We start from the raw sequence: 14,669 nt of genomic DNA, 5'->3' as shown, positions 1-14,669 counted from the left end.
CGTTCATCCTGAACATAAAAAAGGTAGCCGTAGCTACCTTTTAGTTTCATTAGCAAAAGCTATTAGTTAGATTTTGCTTTTTCCATGCCTGAGAAAATAATTTTCATTTGCACGATAGAAATAATGTTACTCACTAACCAGTATAATACTAGACCTGATGGGAACCAGAAAAAGAATACGGTAAACATAACTGGCATGTATTGCATTATTTTTTGCTGCATTGGGTCTTGTACTGTCATAGGTTGCATTTTTTGCATTATGAACATACTGATACCCATTAGCACAGGTAAAATATAGAAAGGATCTTGTGCTGAAAGATCTTGAATCCACAACATAAATGGCGCATGGCGAAGTTCAACACTTTCTAAAAATACCCAGTAAAGTGCTAGGAAAATCGGCATTTGAATAAGTAATGGCAAACAACCGCCGGCTGGGTTTACTTTTTCTTTACGATATAGTTCCATCATAGCTTGTGACATTTTTTGTCTGTCGTCACCAAAACGTTCTTTAAGCTGCGTCATTTTCGGCTGTAAATTACGCATTTTAGCCATTGATGTGTATTGTGCTTTTGTTAATGGGTACATACCACCTTTAACAATCAAGGTGATGATGATGATAGCAACACCCCAGTTAGCAACAACTGACTGAATTTTGATTAGCAACCAGAATAAAGGTTGGCTGATCATAAATAAGAAACCGTAATCAATCGTTAAATCTAAGTTCTCTTCGATACTTTCTAATACATCTTGATCTTTAGGGCCGACATAAAATGTTGCAGCCGTTGTTGCTGTACTATTTGGCTCTACAGTGATTGCAGGTGCTTTGAAGCCGATAATGGCATCTTTATTCGCAGAGTAAAGGCTATAAAGTTGGTTGGTAGCTGATTTCTCAGGTACCCAAGAAGACACAAAGTAGTGTTGTAGCATAGCCACCCAGCCACCTTGTGTTGATACATTTAGGTTTTTCTCTTCAATATCATCGAAGTCATATTTTTCGTAAACATCTTCGGTAGTTGAATATGCAGTACCTTTATAAGTTGGAATTAAACCACTTGAGGTATCAATTAATGTTGTTTGCTTTAATTGACCATACATTTGCACGCTAGCAGGTGTACTGGCATTGTTTTTAATGATGTATTCAACGTTAATAGCATAGCTGTCATGATTGAATGTAAAACGTTTGGTTACTGATAATGCATCACTATCAATATAGGTTAAGTCAACCATTAAAGGTGAGTCAGCAGAAGTTTGATAAGCGGTTGCTGAGGTTTGATAAACAGGGCGGCCTTGAATTACTCTATCTAAACCTTGTGCACCAGTTAATCCACTTTGAGCAACATAACGGTTAATATCACTACGTAAAATAGTAAATGGAACGCCATTGCCTTGTTCGGTATCAAACTTTAAAAGTTTGGCTTCAATAATGTCGCCGCCATTGGTATCAATTTTTAATGCCAAGACATCGCTTGTAATAGAAATTATTGTTGCAGAAGCGGTTGTTGTTTCATTATTAATAGGTGATGCTGTCGCTGAAGACTCAGGAACAAAATCGCCGTTACTTGATGTTGTGGTTGCTTGTTGAGTTACTGCTGGTTGCTCAATTACAGGAGCATTGTCCATTTGCCATTGATTAAATAGCAAATAGGTAACAACCATAAGCGCAATAAAAAGAAAACCGCGTTGAGATTCCATAATGTCTTATTTCTCTTTTTTTGATAGTGGCACGGGATCATGTCCTCCCGCATTTAATGGATGGCATTTTAGTATACGTTTGCCTGCTAACCAACAACCTTTTATCACACCGAAGCGATTAATTGCTTCAATAGCATAAAATGAACAAGTTGGATCAAATCGACAATTGGGGCCAAGCAGTGGACTAAGCCAACGCTGGTAAGCTTTTACAAAAGTAATTGCTATTTTTTGTGGCGCTGAATTATTTTTCGCCATATTTTTTCCAATTGCTGATTAATTTCTTTATTTTCGAGTTTGTCAGTTCCCGATTTTACCATAACAACTATATCTATATGGGGGAGATTGTGTTGATTTAAACGGAAACTTTCACGAATTTGTCGTTTAATACGATTTCGTTGAACAGCAAGTTTTACCCGCTTTTTAGCTATGGCTAGACCTAAGCGATTATTATTATCAGAATTTGGTGTGATGAGAATCGTGATATGGCTAGAGCCAAAACGAAGAGGTTTTGAGAATACAGCTTGAAATTGACCGGGAGTCAAAAGACGAGACTCCCGATTAAATTCATAAGTAACCATGTTGGTTACCAATTTTTTAACTTAAACTACGAGTTAAAAAATTAAGCACTAAGGCTTGCGCGGCCTTTAGCACGACGACGTGCAATTACAGCACGACCGTTTTTCGTAGCCATGCGAGCACGGAAGCCATGGTTGCGCTTACGCTTTAATACACTAGGTTGAAATGTTCTTTTCATTACGCTAATCCGTCTGTTGTTGTTGCCCTGGCAAAACAGCCTTCATGAGCACACTGGGTCTAAAAATGAGGCGAAATTCTATATAGAGAAGCAAGCTTTGTCAATGTTTATTCTTTAGCTATTTTAAAAAGATCGTTAACGGATCGTACTGATCGAAAAAGTATCCACAGTTTTATAACAAAATATTGAAAAATGCTAAGGATCATTTCATTTAACTGATCATAATTAAATCGTATATTTAAATTTTTTTAGCATTTTTTTGCTATTAAAAATGGGTGCAAGGTTTGAGTTTATTGAGTTTGTGAAAAAAAAATGAAAATAAAATGGCTTTATTGAAAAGTCAATATTGATGTTGTGGATAACTATAGTGATAATAGTGCCAATATAAAAATTATTATCTTTTTCTCTATTATTTTTTTCATGTTATTTTTTGCGACTAAATAATGCAGGAAGCATAGTTATTATCAGGAGTCAGTTGTTGGATCATTCACTTTGGCAAAAATGTTTGTCTGTTCTTCAAGAAGAATTACCCGCACAGCAATTTAGTATGTGGATTCGTCCACTGCAATGTGTGGTTACTGATAATATTATGACCTTATACGCGCCTAATAGGTTTGTTTTAGATTGGGTCAGAGATAAATATGTTAATCGTATTAACGAATTAGTTGGTATGCATGATAGCGCTAATCCACCTTTATTGCGTTTTGATGTTGGTAGCATTCCCGATCAAGCAACAAATATTCAAGATAGTATTAGCCAGGTGCAACCTAATCCTAAAGCTGCAAGCAAAGAGGCTAGTGCTCCTGAAAGTAACTTGCCAAAAACAACAAATGTCAGAGTAAAATATACTTTCGATAACTTTGTTGAAGGTAAATCAAATCAGCTAGCCCGTGCGGCAGCATCACAGGTTGCGGATAACCCAGGTGCAGCATATAACCCATTATTTATTTATGGCGGTACTGGTTTAGGCAAAACCCATTTATTGCATGCGGTTGGTAATGGTATTTTACTGAATAAACCAAATGCTAAAATTGCTTACATGCATTCCGAACGCTTTGTTCAAGACATGGTAAGAGCGTTGCAGAACAATGCCATGGAAAAGTTTAAGCAATATTATCGCTCGGTTGATGCTTTGCTTATTGATGATATTCAATTCTTTGCCGGTAAAGATCGAACACAAGAAGAGTTCTTCCACACTTTTAATGCCTTACTAGAAGGTAATCAACAAATCATTTTGACCAGTGATCGTTACCCTAAAGAGGTTGATGTTGAAGATCGACTAAAATCTCGCTTTGGTTGGGGCCTTACTATTGCCATAGAGCCTCCTGAATTAGAAACACGTGTAGCGATATTGAAGCGTAAAGCTGAAGAGAGTCATATCAACTTGGCTGATGAAGTAGCATTTTTTATTGCTAAACGTTTACGCTCTAATGTACGAGAGCTTGAAGGGGCATTAAATCGCGTTATCGCCAATGCTAATTTTACTGGTCGCGCCATTACTATTGATTTTGTTCGTGAGGCACTTCGAGATTTATTGGCTTTACAAGACAAGCTAGTTACTATTGATAATATTCAACGTACAGTAGCGGAATACTATAAAATAAAAGTTGCTGATTTACTTTCTAAAAGAAGAAATAGATCTGTTGCTAGACCTCGTCAAATTGCAATGGCATTATCTAAAGAGTTAACTAACCATAGTTTGCCTGAAATAGGTGATGCTTTTGGTGGTAGAGATCATACAACAGTATTGCATGCTTGTCGGAAGGTAAAAGATTTGCGTGAAGAGTCACATGATATAAAAGAAGATTATTCAAATTTAACCAGAACATTGTCATCATAATAATAAGTAAGTTAAAAGTGGGTCAAAAATGAAATTTTCATTAAATAGAGAATTACTTCTGAAACCTTTATTGTTGGTTTCAGGCGCTGTTGAAAGAAAAAGTACACTACCTATTTTAGGTAATATTCTTTTTGATGTAAGTGGGCAATCACTTACCCTAACCGCCACGGATTTAGAGCTAGAAATGGTTGCGTATGCGTCAATTGACAATCATGCTGAAGACGGAAAAGTTACCATTCCAGCACGTAAACTTTTAGATATTTGTAAAAGTTTACCGGACGATTCAACACTGACGTTTGAATCTGATAACGATATTATAAAAATTAGTACTGGTCGTAGTAAATACTCCCTTTCAACGTTGCCAGCGAGTGACTTCCCTAATATTGAACAATGGCAGGGAGACGTAGAATTTAAGCTATTAAAGTCAGAGTTATTGCGCTTAATTGAAAGTACACATTTTTCAATGGCAAACCAAGACGTTCGCTATTACCTAAATGGTATGTCGATAGAAACAGAAGGAAAGGAGATTCGCTCTGTTGCTACAGATGGTCATCGTTTAGCTATATGTAAAATTTCTAATGAAGATCTTGAGCTACCTTCTCGACAAGTAATTGTACCGCGTAAAGGTATTTTAGAAATTATTCGTTTACTTGATCCTGTTGATGAAAGCGTGCAGGTATTTTTGGGTTCTAATCATGTTCGCATAATTGACAGTGAATTTTCATTTACCAGTAAACTTGTTGATGGTCGTTTCCCTGACTATCGTAGGGTGTTACCTCGAAATGGCGATAAAATTCTTAATGCAAATAAGGACGAGTTAAGGCAAGTACTTTCTCGCGCTTCAATATTGTCGAATGAAAAGTTTAAAGGTGTTCGCCTAAACTTTGCTGCCACTGAATTGAAAATAACGGCTAATAACCCAGAGCAAGAGCAAGCAGAAGAAGTTATTGAAATTGATTTCCCTTACGAAGAAGTCGAAATTGGTTTTAACGTGAGTTATGTATTAGACGTTTTAAATGCTATTAAAGAATCCGATGTTAAATTTACTCTAGCTGATGCCAACAGTAGTGTTGTTATTGAAGGTGGAGAGTCAGGCGAAGCTTTATATGTAGTAATGCCAATGCGATTGTAATGGCTATTGGTAAATTATTTGTACAAGATTTTCGTAATATAGAAAGTGTATCAGTAAATTTTCATGCAGATGTAAATTTTATTATTGGTGATAACGGCAGTGGTAAAAGTAGTTTATTGGAAGCTATTTTTTATTTAGGACACGGTAAGTCGTTTCGTAGTGCCAAGGTAGACAATTTACTTCAGCATGAAAAATTTGCATTTACGGTTAGTGCTAAAACGGATAAAGACTGCCAGTTAGGCGTTCGTAAAACATTTGACTCTAGCTTAGGTAATACAGAAATAAGAATTGACGGAGAAAAACAAGCAAAACTTTCTTCGCTTGCTAAAAACGTTGCTGTGCAGGTAATTACTCCAGAAAGTTTCAAATTGTTTTTTGGTGGTCCTAAGCAAAGGCGTCGATTTATAGATTTAGGATTGTTTCACGTGAAACATTCCTTTTCTGAACATTGGCGAGAGTTTTCTAGAGTGCTAAAACAGCGCAATGCCTGTTTAAGAAATAAGGCGGATTTAAAAACCTTAGAGTACTGGAGTGAGGTTTTTGCTGAGCGCTCGCAACAAATTGCAGATTTAAGATCTGACTATGTTGAAGAGTTGACTAAAGAGTTAAGTTTTTGGTTAAAAACCATGTTACCGTCTGTATCTGATGATATAGTGATTCAATACTTGCAAGGATGGAATTCGAAGAAAAACTTACTCGATGTATTAAGCCAATATCGAGAAAAAGAATTGTCAACTGGGTATAGTTTATTTGGAGCACAAAAATTTGATGTTCGTTTTGTTTTAAATGGCACGTCATTAGATAATCAATTATCACGTGGTCAACAGAAGTTGTTTTTACTGGCATTAACTTTTGCACAAGCAAAATTAATTGAAAGAGTTAATCGAGTAAAACCAATTTTATTAATAGATGATGTTGGTGCTGAATTAGATAGCAATTCTAGAGCATTATTAAATAATGCAATAGCGGCGATAGATTGCCAAGTTATCGTAACAGCAATTGATAAAACAGCAGTGGAACAGTTAGTTCCACTAGAAAAAAACTACAGAATGTTTCACGTGAAACATGGCAAACTATCAGTAATGAGTGAGTAGGCTATAAGCTATGACAATAGAAAATGAATATGACTCGGCTAGTATTAAAGTACTAAAAGGCCTAGATGCAGTTCGCAAAAGACCAGGGATGTATATAGGTGATACCGATGATGGCACAGGTTTGCATCACATGGTATTTGAGGTGTTGGATAACTCGATTGATGAAGCTCTTGCAGGTCACTGTAGTGATATTATTGTTAAAATCCACCTAGATGGTTCTGTGTCTGTAAAAGATGATGGACGAGGAATACCAACAGAAATTCACCCAGATGAAGGTGTTTCTGCAGCTGAAGTTATTATGACTGTACTACATGCTGGTGGTAAATTTGGTGGTGAAGATTCAGGTTATAAAGTTTCTGGTGGTTTACACGGTGTTGGTATTTCCGTGGTAAATGCCTTAAGTAGTAAACTTAAACTAAATATTCGCAGAGAAGGTAAGCTTTACGAGCAGGTTTACCATGCAGGTGAACCAGAAGAGCCGCTTAAAGTAGTAGGTGAAAGTGATAAAACTGGTACAGAAGTAAGGTTTTGGCCAAGTGAAGAAACTTTCTCTGATGTTTTATTTCACTATGATTTACTTGTTAAGCGTATTCGTGAGTTATCATTCTTAAACTCAGGTGTTTCAATTAGACTTATTGATGAGCGCGAAGAAGGAAAAGAAGATCACTTCCATTTTGAAGGTGGTATTCAAGCATTTGTTGATTACCTTAATACCAATAAAACACCGGTTAATGAAGAGATATTCTATTTCGATTTAGAGCGTGAAGATGGCATTGTGGTTGAAGTTGCAATGCAATGGAACGATGGTTTCCAAGAAAGCATTCATTGTTTTACTAATAACATTCCACAGCGTGATGGTGGTACTCACTTAAGTGGTTTTAGAACGGCGTTAACTCGTACACTAAATAGTTACATGGTTAAAGAAGGGCTGAACAAAACTAAGAAAGGTGGTAATACTGAAACGAGTGCTTCAGGTGATGATGCGCGTGAAGGCTTAACAGCAGTAATATCAGTTAAAGTACCTGATCCAAAATTCTCTTCACAAACAAAAGATAAACTTGTTTCTTCTGAAGTTAAAACTGCTGTAGAACAAGCTATGGGTGAAAAGTTAGGTGAGTACTTATTAGAAAAGCCTGCGGTAGCTCGTACTATTATAATGAAAATAGTCGACGCTGCTCGTGCCCGTGAAGCGGCTCGTAAAGCAAGAGAAATGACTCGACGTAAAGGCGCTTTAGATATCGCTGGTTTACCGGGTAAACTTGCTGATTGTCAGGAAAAAGATCCTGCACTATCTGAACTATATATTGTGGAAGGGGACTCAGCTGGCGGCTCAGCCAAGCAGGGGCGAAACCGTAAAAACCAAGCTATTTTACCATTAAAAGGTAAAATTCTTAATGTTGAAAAAGCACGCTTTGACAAGATGATATCTTCTCAAGAAGTTGGCACTTTAATTACAGCATTAGGTTGTGGCATTGGTCGAGACGAATATAATCCAGAAAAATTACGTTACCACAGCATCATCATCATGACCGATGCCGATGTCGATGGTTCTCATATCCGTACTTTATTACTAACTTTCTTTTATCGTCAAATGCCAGAAATTATGGAACGCGGCTATATCTACATTGCACAACCACCACTATATAAAGTGAAAAAAGGTAAGCAAGAGAGATATATTAAAGATGATGAAGGCCTAACAGAATACTTAACTACATTGGCATTAGAGAATGCTGAAGTTCATGTTAATGAATCAGCACCTGCTTTATCTGGTGTACCATTAGAGCAATTAGTAAATCAATTCCGTAAGACGCATGAAACTATTAAGCGTGTTTCACGTTTAATTCCTGCTGATATTTTAGAGAAAATGATTTACGGTGAAACTATAGATGCTGCCGACTTTGCTAAGAAAGAAAATGTAGAGTCTTGGACTGCAAGCATACTTAAGCAGTTAGAAGAGCAAGATGGTAATGGTTCTATTTACACTGTTAATGTTATTCATGATCAAGAGCGTAATATCTATTACCCAAGCTTTAATGTTAGAAAGCATGGTATTGATACCGTATACGATTGTGGTTATGAATTTATTGATTCAAAAGAGTTTGAATCAATTCAAGGTTTAAACAAAGCAATTAATGGCCTAATGGAAGAAGGGGCTTATGTTAAACGTGGTGAAAAAGTTAAACCTGTAACTGACTTTGAAGAAGCATTAAATTGGTTAATGGCAGAATCAAAACGTGGCCAATACATTCAACGCTATAAAGGGTTAGGTGAAATGAATCCTGATCAATTATGGGAAACCACAATGGACCCTGAAACACGTAGAATGCTACAAGTAACTATCGAAGATGCTATTGCGGCTGATCAATTATTTAATACCTTAATGGGTGATCATGTTGAGCCTCGTAGAAACTTCATTGAAGACAATGCTCTTAAAGTGGCTAACTTAGATGTTTAGTTGCTAAACGCATCAATAAAAAATGCCCGGTCATCTAATCGGGCATTTTTTGTTTCTAACCTTGTAAATAGTTTTGAATAAAATTCAAACATCTAGACAAGGACACTAGGCTAATAAAGTGACAGTAGGTATAATTAGCCTTATTTGACAAATATAACTAAAGATTCGGATTCTCATGAGTACGTTTAATATAAAGACCTTTCAAGGACTAATATTGCAATTGCAAGATTATTGGTCACGCCAGGGCTGTGTCATTGTTCAGCCATTAGATTTAGAAGTAGGGGCTGGTACCTTTCATCCTATGACATTTTTACGCTCTATTGGTCCTGAGCCAATGAGCAGCGCTTATGTTCAGCCATGTCGTCGTCCGACAGATGGTCGTTATGGTGAGAACCCAAATAGATTACAACACTACTATCAGTTCCAGGTTATGTTAAAACCATCACCTGACAATATCCAAGAGTTATACCTTAACTCGTTAAAAGAGATGGGCATTGACCCGCTTGTTCATGATATTCGTTTTGTTGAAGATAACTGGGAATCACCAACATTAGGTGCTTGGGGTCTTGGTTGGGAAATTTGGCTAAACGGCATGGAAATTACTCAATTTACATATTTCCAGCAAGTTGGTGGACTAGAATGTGCTCCGGTAACTGGTGAGATCACATACGGTTTAGAGCGCTTAGCTATGTATATCCAAAATGTTGATAGTATTTACGACCTCGTTTGGACTGATGGCCCTATGGGTAAAGTTTTATATCGCGATGTTTTCCATCAAAATGAAGTTGAGCAATCGACATATAACTTTGAACATGCTGATGTTGATGATTTATTTAAAACCTTTGACCAATGTGAAGCGGTGAGTGAAAAATTAATTGCAGAAGGGTTAGCATTGCCAGCATACGAGCAAGTAATGAAAGCTTCGCATGCATTTAACTTATTAGATGCACGTCATGCTATTTCCGTTACCGAACGTCAACGTTATATCTTACGAGTAAGAGCGTTATCGAAAGCTTGTGCGGAAGCATATTATGCGAAAAGAGAAGAACTTGGTTTCCCTCTTTGTAAAAACAATAATGCTAATGGTAGTTCAGCAGAGGGACAATCATAATGACAACTGAAACGTTATTAATTGAATTAGGTACTGAAGAGTTACCACCAAAATCCCTTAAAACTTTAGCAACGACTTTCTTTGAACAAATTAAGCTACAGCTAGATACTGCTAAATTGTCATATAGTGACATTCAATGGTTTGCTACACCGAGACGTTTGGCTGTTAAAGTTGAAGGTTTAGTCGCTAGTCAAGCTGACAAAGCAATTGAAAAACGTGGTCCAGCAGTTAACGTAGCTTTTGATGCTGACGGTAATCCTAGTAGAGCAGCTGAAGGTTGGGCACGCTCAAACGGAATCACCGTTGCTGACGCAGAACGCTTAGTTACTGATAAAGGTGAATGGTTATTACACAAAACTGTTGAAACAGGTAAGCATATTGAACAGCTTATTCCTGATATGGTTAACCAAGCAGTTAGTAAGTTGCCTGTGCCTAAACCAATGCGCTGGGGTACAGGTAGAACACAGTTTATTCGTCCTGTGCATACATTGACTATGCTTTATGGCGGTCAAATTATCGCCGGTGAAACATTGAATGTTGCTGCTAATAACTTAGTAACAGGGCATCGTTTTCATCACCATGGTTTAGTGGCAATTAATCATGCTGACAATTATGAGTCTATTTTGCGTGAAGCTCATGTTGTTGTTGATTACCAAGAACGTAAGCAAACCATTCTTGAACAAATTAACGTAGCCGCCAAAGAGCTTGGTGGCGTTGCTTTACCTGATGAAGAATTGCTTGATGAAGTTACATCTATTGTAGAGTGGCCAGTTGTTTTAGTTGGCAGCTTTGACGAAGATTTCCTTAATGTACCTGCAGAACCGCTTATTTATTCAATGAAAGATCACCAAAAGTACTTTCCTGTTACTGATACTGAAGGTAACTTATTGAATAAATTCATTTTTGTGTCAAATATAGCCAGCAAAGATCCAAGTCAGGTTATAAAAGGCAACGAAAAAGTTATTCGTCCACGCTTAGCTGATGCTGAATTTTTCTTTAAAACAGATAAAAAACAATCACTTGAGTCTAGGTTGTCGAGCTTAGAGTCAGTTTTATTCCAAAAACAGCTAGGAACTGTAAAAGCTAAGTCGGAACGAATTGCGAGTTTAAGTGAGTTTGTTGCTGAGAAAATTGGTGATGATAAAGCGCTAGCGTATCGTGCTGGCTTATTAAGTAAAACAGATTTACTGTCTGATATGGTGCTAGAGTTTCCACAAGTACAGGGTACTATGGGTAAATACTACGCCCAACATGACGGTGAACCTGAAGCTGTGGCGCAAGCATTAGAAGACCAATATCGCCCTCGTTATGCTGGTGATGCTTTACCAGAGCAAACAATAGGTTGTGCAGTGGCGATAGCTGATAAAATCGACTCATTAGTGGGGATTTTTGGTATTAATCAGCCACCAAAAGGTGATAAAGACCCATTTGCACTTCGCCGCGCTGCTATTGGTTTAATTCGTATTATTATCGAGAAACAACTTAACCTTGATATTGCTGAGCTAATTGCAAAAAGTGTTGAGTTATACCAAGATAAGTTATCTAACCAAAATGTTGAACAACAAGTTATAGAGTTCGTTCTAGGGCGTTATCGTGCTTATTATCAAGATCAAAACATTGCTATTGATGTTATTTTAGCTGTGTTGGCTAATGCGCCGTCAGCGCCATTGGATTTTGATAAACGTATTCATGCGGTAGCTCACTTTAAAACACTAGAAGAGTCGGCAACATTGGCGGCAGCGAATAAGCGTGTTGGTAATATTTTAGTTAAATTTAAAGGTGAATTATTCACTGAATTTAACGTTACATTAGCAACAGAAGATGCGGAAAAAGAACTCGCGTCTATCTTTTCAGATGTAAAAGTTAAAGTATTACCACTTATGGCAAATAAAGATTATCAAAGCGCATTAACTGAGCTGGCGACACTTAAACAGCCAATTGATAACTTTTTTGATAATGTAATGGTTATGGCAGACGATGAACAAGTAAAAACTAACCGTTTAACTTTGTTAAGCGAAATTCGTAATAGCTTTTTTGCCATTGCTGATATTTCTTTATTACAATAAAAAGTGAATATTTTGATTTAAAAGTAAAAAGGAATGCATTTGCATTCCTTTTTTGTTTCTAGCTCTCTCGTACCTTACAAACCTTTTTTAATAATGTATTGAAAGGGCATTTCATTGGTTTGCTGTTCTATAAGTTGATGCTCCATAAAGCGGCAAAAACTTGGAATATCACGCGCTGTTGATGGATCATCGGCAGTAACCAATAAGGTTTCTCCAGCTTCAATTTTTCTAATTTTTTGTCGTAGCATCATCACTGGCTCTGGACAGCGAAGGCCAATGGCGTCTAATTCATGATCTGTTTCGGGTAATGAAGTTGAGTTCATTGTTCACCTAATTTAGCTAATACTGCTTTTATGTGGAAAGCTATATTGCTATTTCTGCCTGTAATATTGCGCCAAGTTTATCTGTTCATTTAAATGACGCAACTTTAATTGTGTAATTTCTCGTACTTAATTAACAGCTGACTCATTAATATCAATATTTACAACTATTTTAACAATTATTTTTGATTAAACTTGCTTTGTTTTGGTAGGAATGAATAATTGAAGCATGCATCTTTTTTCCAAGGTTAACTAATGCCGCTAATCCGTTTTGCTTATATCACTAAATATGCAAAAGCCGTTTTACTCAGTAGTATTCTTACTAGCTCTTTATCGCAAGCAAGTGACGAAAATTTGCAGCGAAAAACCTTTTTACAAGCTGAGAAACAAATATGGAACGCTAAATCTTCCACTTATCAAAATTTATATAACCAGCTACATTACTATCCACTGCAGCCTTATTTAGATCAAAAACGTTTGATGAGCAAAATGAGGCTATCATCGGCAACTGAGATAGCAGAGTTTCTCAATGAGTACGAGGGAACACCTTTAGATTGGCCGCTACGAAAAAAGTGGCTTAACTATTTAGCCAAACGTAAAAAAGCTATACTTTTTCAAAGCTACTTTAAGCCAACAAGTAATGTTGAATTAACTTGCCTTAATTATCGCTTTCAATTACAAACAGGCGTAGCACCGTCAAGAGTTTTACCTAAGGTTACACAACTATGGCTAGCTGGAAAGTCACAGCCAAAAGTTTGTGATCCGCTTTTTAAACAGTGGCAAAAGGCCGGCTATCGAACTTCAGATCTTGTTTGGCAACGTATAGCACTCGCTGCTGACGGCGGTAAACATACATTGATTCCTTATTTAACTAAGCTATTACCGGCAAAAGAGCAATATTTAGCTAAGTTGTGGCATAAAGTAAGGCGTGACCCGAGTTATGTTAAGCAACTATCAAAGTTTAAGAATAAATCGGAGAAGGCTGCCACTATTGTCTCCTATGGCCTTAAACGCTTAATTTGGCGTTCACCAAAGCAAGCGCTTGATACCTATGAAGCTGCTAAAACCTTATTACCTTTTACTGATAAGCAGCATCAACAAATAACACAAAAATTTGCCTTAGCTTTAGCGAGTAAGAATCACCCTCAAGCTCATGCTTGGTTAGATAAAGTTGACGAGAAGTCTTTTAGCAGTAATTTAACGCAATGGTATATTACTGACCTATTACGAGAACAAAACTGGCAGAATATTAAGACTAAGTTGTTAAAATTACCGAAAACGGCACATGAAAGTCTACAATGGCAATATTGGTATAGCCGCAGTTTACTGGAAACTGATGAAGTTGAAGCAGGTAACAAACAATTAAATGAATTGGCAAAAAGTCGTCACTATTATGGTTTCCTAGCGGCAAGTTATTTAAAGAAGCCAGCTAACTTTCAAAATAAGCCGCTAAAAATAACCGAGCAGGAAAAGGCACTAATTCTAAAGAGTCCGGCAGCGAAAAGGGCATTTGAGTTATTTGCCATTGGTCGTTTCCATCATGCTCGTAAAGAGTGGAATTATTGGCTATCGAAATTAGATAACCGTGATAAGCTCGTCGCATCCAAAGTAGCGAATGAGCAGCACTGGTATGATCGCGCTATTTTTACCTTAGCAAATGTCGGTTATCTTGATGACGTTAATTTGCGCTTTCCGTTAGGCTTTGAAAAAGAAATTAAACGTTATGCCGGCCACCAAAAAATTAATCCAGCTTGGGCATTTGCTATTACTCGCCGTGAAAGCTCGTTTATGTCTGATGCTAACTCGTCAGCGGGTGCCAAAGGTTTAATGCAAGTTATGCCTGGCACGGCAAAACAATTAGCGCGCAAAAAAGTTTCTAACAGAGAGTTATTCGATGCTAAACGTAATATTAAGTTGGGTACTAAATACCTACGTAACTTACTAGACCGACATGACGGTAACCAAATTCTGGCAACAGCCGCGTATAACGCAGGCCCTTATCGCGTAAAGAACTGGTTAAAAGACAGCAAGCCATTACCTGCCGATGTTTGGATAGAAACTATTCCATTTAAAGAAACACGTGAATATGTCAAAAGTGTTTTAGCATATCAGCAGATATATCAACAAAAGGTTGGTTTAGATGAGTCATTATTTGATCAAATTATTGCCATGAATATCAGCAATAAATAAATATCATCAGTAAGCC

The 14,669-nt window shown here is 37.1% G+C and carries 12 protein-coding genes; 7 read left to right on the top strand and 5 right to left on the bottom strand.

The features are described 5' to 3' along the window. Window positions 1-62 precede the first annotated feature (62 nt). Genes yidC through rpmH form a run of 4 tightly spaced genes read right to left on the bottom strand, consistent with a single transcriptional unit; the run spans window position 63 to window position 2,445 of the window. A complete protein-coding gene (gene yidC, locus AC27E9_RS00160; RefSeq protein ID WP_487126224.1) occupies window positions 63-1,691 on the bottom strand; it encodes a membrane protein insertase YidC in 1,629 nt (542 codons plus the stop codon). A 6-nt stretch (window positions 1,692-1,697) separates the two neighbouring features. Further along, the gene (gene yidD, locus AC27E9_RS00155; RefSeq protein WP_487126223.1) at window positions 1,698-1,946 is read right to left on the bottom strand and encodes a membrane protein insertion efficiency factor YidD; all 249 of its coding nucleotides are present in this window, start codon (window positions 1,944-1,946) and stop codon (window positions 1,698-1,700) included. After that, window positions 1,913-2,269 carry a ribonuclease P protein component gene (gene rnpA, locus AC27E9_RS00150; RefSeq protein WP_487126222.1) on the bottom strand — a complete coding sequence of 119 codons (357 nt, stop codon included), beginning with the start codon at window positions 2,267-2,269 and terminating at the stop codon, window positions 1,913-1,915. The genes yidD and rnpA overlap by 34 nt, the downstream gene beginning before the upstream one ends. A 41-nt stretch (window positions 2,270-2,310) precedes the next feature. Next, entirely contained in the window at window positions 2,311-2,445 is a 135-nt protein-coding gene (rpmH, locus tag AC27E9_RS00145; RefSeq protein ID WP_033080930.1) for a 50S ribosomal protein L34, read from the bottom strand. Window positions 2,446-2,923: 478 nt separating this feature from the next. Here rpmH and dnaA point away from each other — a divergent pair, with 478 nt between their 5' ends. The 6 genes from dnaA to glyS all read left to right on the top strand — a co-directional run bounded on the left by dnaA (window position 2,924) and on the right by glyS (window position 12,143). Beyond that, window positions 2,924-4,285: a chromosomal replication initiator protein DnaA gene (gene dnaA / locus AC27E9_RS00140; protein WP_487126221.1), complete on the top strand. Its 1,362-nt coding sequence runs from the start codon at window positions 2,924-2,926 to the stop codon at window positions 4,283-4,285. 28 nt (window positions 4,286-4,313) lie between these two features. Beyond that, window positions 4,314-5,417, top strand: a complete 1,104-nt coding sequence (dnaN, locus tag AC27E9_RS00135) for a DNA polymerase III subunit beta (RefSeq protein WP_487126220.1) — start codon at window positions 4,314-4,316, stop codon at window positions 5,415-5,417. After that, window positions 5,417-6,511: a DNA replication/repair protein RecF gene (recF, locus tag AC27E9_RS00130; RefSeq protein ID WP_487126219.1), complete on the top strand. Its 1,095-nt coding sequence runs from the start codon at window positions 5,417-5,419 to the stop codon at window positions 6,509-6,511. Before dnaN ends, recF begins: the two co-directional genes overlap by 1 nt. A 10-nt stretch (window positions 6,512-6,521) precedes the next feature. Continuing rightward, the gene (gene gyrB / locus AC27E9_RS00125) at window positions 6,522-8,966 is read left to right on the top strand and encodes a DNA topoisomerase (ATP-hydrolyzing) subunit B (protein WP_487126218.1); all 2,445 of its coding nucleotides are present in this window, start codon (window positions 6,522-6,524) and stop codon (window positions 8,964-8,966) included. 175 nt (window positions 8,967-9,141) lie between these two features. Continuing rightward, entirely contained in the window at window positions 9,142-10,077 is a 936-nt protein-coding gene (gene glyQ, locus AC27E9_RS00120; RefSeq protein ID WP_487126217.1) for a glycine--tRNA ligase subunit alpha, read from the top strand. Further along, window positions 10,077-12,143 (top strand): glycine--tRNA ligase subunit beta, encoded by a 2,067-nt coding sequence (gene glyS / locus AC27E9_RS00115; RefSeq protein ID WP_487126216.1) that lies wholly within the window; start codon window positions 10,077-10,079, stop codon window positions 12,141-12,143. Before glyQ ends, glyS begins: the two co-directional genes overlap by 1 nt. Before the next feature lie 74 nt (window positions 12,144-12,217). Here the strand turns inward: glyS and tusA are convergent, their stop codons facing one another. Then, complete coding sequence (gene tusA / locus AC27E9_RS00110) at window positions 12,218-12,466, bottom strand: sulfurtransferase TusA (RefSeq protein WP_487126215.1); 249 nt, start codon at window positions 12,464-12,466, stop codon at window positions 12,218-12,220. A 252-nt stretch (window positions 12,467-12,718) separates the two neighbouring features. Between tusA and AC27E9_RS00105 the strand changes: the two genes are divergently transcribed. Further along, window positions 12,719-14,653, top strand: coding sequence for a transglycosylase SLT domain-containing protein (locus AC27E9_RS00105; protein ID WP_487126214.1), 1,935 nt, complete (start codon window positions 12,719-12,721; stop codon window positions 14,651-14,653). The last annotated feature ends 16 nt before the right edge of the window (window positions 14,654-14,669 follow it).

The organism is Colwellia meonggei, from assembly GCF_057537295.1.
The sequence above is the reverse complement of the archived record's forward strand: the minus strand, read 5'-3'. Positions and strand labels throughout refer to the sequence as shown.